This is a genomic window from Bacillus hominis (assembly GCF_018332515.1).
Taxonomy (GTDB): Bacteria; Bacillota; Bacilli; order Bacillales; family Bacillaceae_G; genus Bacillus_A; species Bacillus_A hominis.
Genome location: NZ_BOQD01000386.1, coordinates 1 through 746, shown reverse-complemented (window position 1 = coordinate 746; position 746 = coordinate 1). Strand labels below are relative to the sequence as shown.

The following is a 746-nucleotide window of genomic DNA, read 5'->3' as shown; positions in this document are numbered from 1 at the left end:
CCCTCTTTCTTTATTATATGGAGATTAAAAAATACTAAAGTGAAAGTACCTGTTATCCTTTATAGCTTTTTTTATTGTACTTCTCATTAAATTCTTTTCCTTCTAAACTCGGATCGAGTGTTAAAGGTTGGTTGCAATGCATACATGCGTCGACACGACCGAGCATTTTTGTTGGCTTATCGCAGCTTGGACAAATAATTTGTACAGTCTTAGTAGATAACATACCAATCCAAAAGTAAACGACAGTACTAGCGATAACAGCTAAAAAGCCAACCATCATAAATGTTGTCATAATAATAATGTTGTCGCGGAAAAAGACTCCTAAGTATGCAATGAAGAGACCGATAAATACTAAACTTAATGCAAAGGTCCGGATTTTATTAATTTTGTTCGAATACTTAATGCTCATTCTCACCACACTCCTATAATAATAATATAACACAAAATTTAGAATTTTCACTCGTGCGTAAACTTAGTGAAATGATAAGAATGTAGCTATGTGTAAAGAATGAATGGAGAGGGATGATGTTGTGGGAGCTGTTTAATTAAGTTTTTAACGGGATGTGAAATTTTTTTATAAAAAGTATTGACCCTACATATACTGCATGATATATTAATAAACGTCGCTGATGCGGAAACGCAGTAAACGATAAAAAAGAAATTTAAAAAACTTAGTTGACATCGAAAAACGAAGATGTTAACATAAGGAAGTCGCAATTGAGCGACGAAGTAGTTCTTTGAAAACT

General features: G+C 32.8%; 1 protein-coding gene. It reads right to left on the bottom strand.

The annotated features are described in order from the left end of the window. Positions 1 to 52 precede the first annotated feature (52 nt). Positions 53 to 409 carry a YgzB family protein gene (locus KI356_RS25350; RefSeq protein WP_002063699.1) on the bottom strand — a complete coding sequence of 119 codons (357 nt, stop codon included), beginning with the start codon at positions 407 to 409 and terminating at the stop codon, positions 53 to 55. Positions 410 to 746 lie beyond the last annotated feature (337 nt).

Bases quoted from the DNA above. Each gene is read 5' to 3' on its own strand.
- KI356_RS25350 (WP_002063699.1), bottom strand. From the start codon at position 409: ATGAGCATTAAGTATTCGAACAAAATTAATAAAATCCGGACCTTTGCA.